This window comes from Massiliimicrobium timonense (assembly GCF_002160865.1).
Classification (GTDB): domain Bacteria; phylum Bacillota_I; class Bacilli_A; order Erysipelotrichales; family Coprobacillaceae; genus Allocoprobacillus.
Genome location: NZ_NFLJ01000097.1, coordinates 1 through 1,038 on the forward strand (window position 1 = coordinate 1; position 1,038 = coordinate 1,038).

Annotated in this window: 1 protein-coding gene; it reads right to left on the minus strand. The window is 40.2% G+C overall.

The features are described from left to right. A partial coding sequence (locus B5E75_RS14315) for a reverse transcriptase domain-containing protein (RefSeq protein WP_241146682.1) occupies window positions 1-561 on the minus strand: 561 nt, incomplete at its 3' end. Between the last annotated feature and the right edge of the window lie 477 nt (window positions 562-1,038).

Here is a 1,038-nt window from a genome sequence, read left to right on the forward strand (position 1 = left end):
ATGCAGTGTTGTCGAGTCATTCACATGCTCTCTAAGTATTGAAATTAATTTATCGTGATTGACTGTATCGAAGTATGCTTCTATATCTAAATCAATGACCCATTCGTATCCTTCATTCAAGTAGTCTAGTGTTCGCATGATGGCATCATGTGCACTCCTATTTGGTCGAAATCCAAAACTATTCTCACTGAACTTACTGTCATAGATTTCTGATAATATTTGTGCTATCGCCTGTTGGATGACTCTATCTACTACTGTTGGAATTCCTAGGGGTCTTTTCTTCCCATTTGATTTAGGAATATAGACTCTTCTTACTGGTTGGGGTTTGTATTTCTTCTCCAATATCTGTTTCTTTATCTGTTCCTTATGGGTCTTGAAATACGCGTCAATTTCATTCACTGTCATCTTATCAATGCCAGGTACACCTTTATTACTCTTGACTCTTTTGATTGCCTCTTCGAGATTTACATCTCTTAGAATCACTTCGATTAATTTCATGTTGTTGCTTCTCCTTCCTTTTGTAGATATATCTGGAACCATTCCCTCTACCTTCATTCCCATGGGATTACGATTCCCACTTATGGAACTATCCTCGATTTCGAACTGTCCAAACATTGCGCATGGTGAGTTGCACCATATAAACATTAGGTCCTTTGGTATAGATGTCTTTACCTACTACGACCTCAGCTGACTTCTTGTGGCAGACCTTTTTCGACCGATGTTACCATCACTGATTTTAAAGATATTGGAATTCATCGTCCACAAGACCTCCCGGGGTAAATCACGAATCCTATTTCTTTCACAACGTCCTGATTTACTGTCTTGGTTTTACGTTTACCTTTTGGACTTCGGTTTGTACTGCAATCTTATCCACCATTTAGCCTTATATCAGGTTTCTGTTCGTACGCTCAAAAGAATCGCTACACCACTTCCTCCATCCTTAACATCACTGTTAACGACTTGTGGTTCACTACACTTGGCGGTAACTACCTGTGGTCGGTCTATCTCCGACTGAATCCGTGCCATGCCCGGCACACA